We start from the raw sequence: 4,508 nt of genomic DNA on the forward strand, positions 1-4,508 counted from the left end.
AGCACAGTCATTGCTGTCGCAATTTTCCTGGTCGCACATCTCGCGCTGCTGATCGGACTGACGACGCCCGCGAAATTCGTCTTCGACGAGGTGCACTACGTGCCGGCGGCGATGGCCGGCACCGTGCCCGGCCAGCCGCAGCGCCGCCGCCTCAAGGCGGATGACGATGCCTTCGGAGCCGTCGGCGACTATGCCGGCAGCTTCCTGATCAAGGGCGGGCTCGAGCTCTCCGCTGGCTACGACACCAATCCTGCGCGTCTGAACAAGCCGGTGGGATCGCCGGTCTACGTCGTCGCGCCCGATCTCGTGGTGATGTCCGACTGGGAGCGCCACGCGCTGGTCGCTGACCTGCGCGGCTCGTTCTCCGGTTACACCAACAACATGCCGGCAACGATCGGCGGTTTTGCCTCGCCATCGCCGGTCGAGATCGACCGCCCGGATTTCAACGGACATGTCGATGGCCGCATCGACGTCGACCGCGATCTCAAGCTGACCTCGCAGCTGCGCCTGCGGCTCGCCACTGACAATCCCGGCAGCCCGAACGTGCAGGCCGGCCTGCAGAAATATCCCGTCTACGCCGCTTACGGCACCACCGTCGGCTTCGATCAGACCTTCAATCGCTTCCAGGTCGCCGCCGGCGCCACCGTCGATCGCACCGCCTACACGGACTCCAAGCTCACCGACGGGTCGACGTTCAGCAACAACGATCGCGACTTCAACCAGTATGGCGGCATCGGACGCTTCTCTTACGACCTCAAGCCCGGCCTGAAGCCGTTCGTCGAGATCCAGGGCGACACCCGCGTCCACGATTTGGCCGCCGACCGCAACGGCTACTTCCGCGATTCGAACGGCGGCTACGCCAAGGTCGGCTCGTCCTTCGAGTTCTCGCGCATCCTCACCGGCGAAATCTCGGTCGGCTATTCCGCCCGCAACTATACCGATCCGCGCCTCAGCCAGCTTGCAGGGTTCTTGACCTCGGGCTCGCTGATCTGGAACGCGAGCGGCCTCACCACGGTGAAATTCTTCACCGACACACAGATCGCCGAGACCACCATCCCCGGCTCCTCAGGCGTCCTGGTGCGCACCTATTCGGCCGAAGTCGACCACGACTTCCGCCGCTGGCTCACCGCCGTCGGCAAGTTCACCTACGGCACGCTCGACTACCAGGGCCAGAACCGCAACGACAAGACCTACTCGTTCGAAAGCAACCTGATCTACAAGCTCAACCGCAACATCTGGGTCAAGGGCACGCTGCGGCATGACATCCTGGATTCGAACCAGGCGGGCTCGAGCTCGCAGGGGACGGTGGTGATGGTCGGGGTGAGGCTGCAGAATTGAGGGGCGAGCCTGCCGCCGCGCGAATTCCGTGCGACAAGGCGGGGCCCTTTCTGCAGTCATTCCGGGGCGCGCGAAGCGCGAGCCCGGAATCCATTCATCCACGAGCGTTGGGGCAAGATGGATTCCGGGCTCGCGCCAAGTGGCGCGCCCCGGAATGACAGAGCCTACCGCGGCAGATCCGTCTTCCCCATCAGGAACGTATCGATCGACCTTGCGCACAGCCGCCCTTCGCGGATGGCCCACACCACCAGCGATTGCCCGCGCCGCATGTCGCCGGCGGTGAACACGTTGGGGCGCGAGGTCTGGTAGTCTAGGGTGTTGGCCTTGACGTTGCCGCGGGGGTCGAGCTCGACCGAGAGCAGCTTCAAGAGGCCCTCGTGCACGGGATGCACGAAGCCCATGGCGAGCAGGACGAGCTCGGCGTCGAGCTCGAACTCGGTGCCGGCAATCGGCTTGAACTTGTCGTCGACGTGCACGCAGTGCAGCTTCTTGACCTTTCCGTTCTCGCCGGAAAACTTCTGCGTCAGCACGGCGTACTCGCGCACCGCACCTTCGGCCTGGCTGGAGGAGGTCCGCATCTTCAAGGGCCAGTTCGGCCAGGTCAGGCCCTTGTTCTCGCGCTCGGGCGGGGCGGGCATGATCTCGAGCTGGGTCACCGACAGCGCGCCCTGGCGCAGCGACGTGCCGATGCAGTCGGATCCGGTATCGCCGCCGCCGATGACGACGACATGCTTGCCGCCGGCCAAAATCTCCTGGACGCCGTTCAGGGGCTCGCTGGAGACGCGGCGGTTCTGCTGCGGCAGGAAGTCCATGGCGTAGTGGATGCCTGACAGCTCGCGGCCGGGGATCGGCAGGTCGCGCGGGGCTTCCGCGCCGCCGGTCAGCGCCACGGCGTCGTACTCGTTGAGCATCTCGCGCGGATCGACGTTGCCGTCAGCGCCGACATGGCTGTTGTAGTGGAAGGTGACACCTTCGCCTTCCATCTGCGTGACGCGGCGGTCGATGATGCCCTTCTCCATCTTGAAGTCGGGGATGCCGTAGCGCAGCAGGCCGCCGGCCTTGGCGAACTTCTCGAACAGATGCACGTCGTGGCCCGCGCGCGCGAGCTGCTGCGCGCAGGCCATGCCGGCCGGGCCCGAGCCGATCACCGCGACCTTCTTGCCGGTCTTGACGGCCGCGACCTCAGGCTTCAGCCAGCCATTGTCCCAGGCGCGGTCGACGATGGCGCATTCGATGGTCTTGATGGTGACCGGGTTGTCGTCGATGTTGAGCGTGCAGGACGCTTCACACGGCGCCGGACAGATGCGCCCCGTGAACTCCGGGAAATTGTTGGTCGAGTGCAGATTGCGCGAGGCTTCTTCCCAGTTGCCCTGATAGACGAGGTCGTTCCAGTCGGGGATCTGGTTGTTGACCGGGCAGCCGGGCGTGCCGGGCGCGACCGAGCCGGTGCCGTGACAATAGGGAATGCCGCAATTCATGCAGCGCGCGGCCTGATCGCGCACCTCTTTCTCGGAGAGGGGAACGACGAACTCCTTGTAATGCTTCACGCGCTCGGCGACCGGGGTGTACTTGCGGTCGTGCCGTTCGATTTCGAGAAAACCCGTGATCTTGCCCATTAAACCCGAAGTCCCTGCCGCTTAGTTCGTTTGTTGCTTCCTCACCGTCATTGCGAGGAGCGAAGCGACGAAGCGATCCAGTCTGTCGCTGAAGAGAAAGTCTGGATTGCTTCGCTACGCTCGCAATGACGGGCGCTGATATTGCTACGCCCCGATCGCGATTTTCGGCTCGGCGTCCGCGTTGTTGGCGGCCATTTCGCGCAGCGCGCGCCGGTATTCGACCGGCATCACCTTGCGGAATTTGGGCAGCCAGTCCTTCCAATTGGCAAGGATGTCGGCGGCGCGCTTGGAGCCGGTGGCTTTCGCATGGCGCGAGATCAGGACGTGCAGCCGCTCGACGTCGGAGGCGAGCAGGTTCTTGAACACGTCGACCCGGCCGTGCGCCTCGAGGTCACCGGAATGGTGATAGGTGCCGGCGTTGATCAGCTCCTCCGACAGCACCGGCTCGAGCTCGACCATCGCCATGTTGCACAGCCTGTCGAAGTCGCCGGTCTCGTCGAGCACATAGGCGATGCCGCCGGACATGCCGGCCGCGAAGTTGCGCCCTGTCTTGCCGAGCACGACGACGATGCCGCCGGTCATGTATTCGCAGCAATGATCGCCCGCGCCCTCGACCACCGCCACGGCGCCGGAATTGCGCACGGCAAAGCGCTCGCCGGCGATGCCGCGGAAGTAGCACTCGCCCTGGATGGCGCCGTACATCACGGTGTTGCCGACGATGATGCTCTCTTCCGGCACGATGGCGGAGTTCTTCGGCGGCTTGACGATGATCTTGCCGCCCGAGAGGCCCTTGCCGACATAGTCGTTGCCTTCGCCCTCGAGCTCGAAGGTGACGCCGTGGGCGAGCCAGGCGCCAAAGGCCTGGCCAGCGGTGCCCTTGAGGCTGACATGGATGGTGTCGTGCGGCAGGCCGGCATGGCCGTAGATCTTGGCGACAGCACCGGACAGCATGGCACCCGCGGAGCGGTTGGTGCTGTTGATATTGGCCTCGATCTTCACCGGCGCGCCGCGGTCGAGCGCAGGCGTTGCCTTCTCGATCAGCGAGCGATCGAGCACCGCCTCCAGATGATGGTTCTGGCGCTCGGAGTGATAGATCTTCTGGCCCTTCTCTTCCTTCTGCTTGACGAACAGCTTCGAGAAGTCGAGGCCCTTGGCCTTCCAGTGCGCGACCAGCTTGGTCTGGTCGAGCAGCTGAACCTGGCCGACCATCTCGTTGAAGGTGCGGAAGCCAAGCGAGGCCATGATCTCGCGGACTTCTTCCGCGACGAAGAAGAAGTAGTTGATGACGTGCTCGGGCTGGCCGGTGAAGCGCTTGCGCAGGACGGGGTCCTGGGTCGCGACGCCGACCGGGCAGGTGTTGAGATGGCACTTTCGCATCATGATGCAGCCGGCCGCGATCAGCGGCGCGGTGGCAAAGCCGAACTCGTCGGCCCCCAGCAGCGCGCCGATCACGACGTCACGGCCGGTGCGGAAGCCGCCGTCGACCTGGACCACGATGCGGCTGCGCAGCCGCTCGCGCACCAGCGTCTGGTGGGTCTCGGCGAGGCCGATTTC

At 64.9% G+C, this 4,508-nt stretch carries 3 protein-coding genes; 1 reads left to right on the forward strand and 2 read right to left on the reverse strand.

Features of this window, described 5'->3' with window-relative positions:
* The coding region (locus MOV74_RS31930) for an outer membrane beta-barrel protein (protein ID WP_246930990.1) at window positions 1-1,338 on the forward strand (1,338 nt) is incomplete at its 5' end.
* A gap of 164 nt (window positions 1,339-1,502) precedes the next feature.
* On the opposite strand, the gene MOV74_RS31935 is transcribed toward MOV74_RS31930, so the two are convergent.
* Both MOV74_RS31935 and MOV74_RS31940 read right to left on the reverse strand, forming a co-directional pair.
* Complete coding sequence (locus MOV74_RS31935) at window positions 1,503-2,954, reverse strand: glutamate synthase subunit beta (protein ID WP_246930991.1); 1,452 nt, start codon at window positions 2,952-2,954, stop codon at window positions 1,503-1,505.
* A gap of 144 nt (window positions 2,955-3,098) precedes the next feature.
* Window positions 3,099-4,508: glutamate synthase-related protein (locus MOV74_RS31940; RefSeq protein WP_246930992.1), on the reverse strand; the 1,410-nt coding region annotated here is incomplete at its 5' end.

Origin of the sequence: Bradyrhizobium sp. SHOUNA76 (assembly GCF_023006445.1) — a bacterium.
In the GTDB taxonomy this organism is placed as follows: domain Bacteria; phylum Pseudomonadota; class Alphaproteobacteria; order Rhizobiales; family Xanthobacteraceae; genus Bradyrhizobium.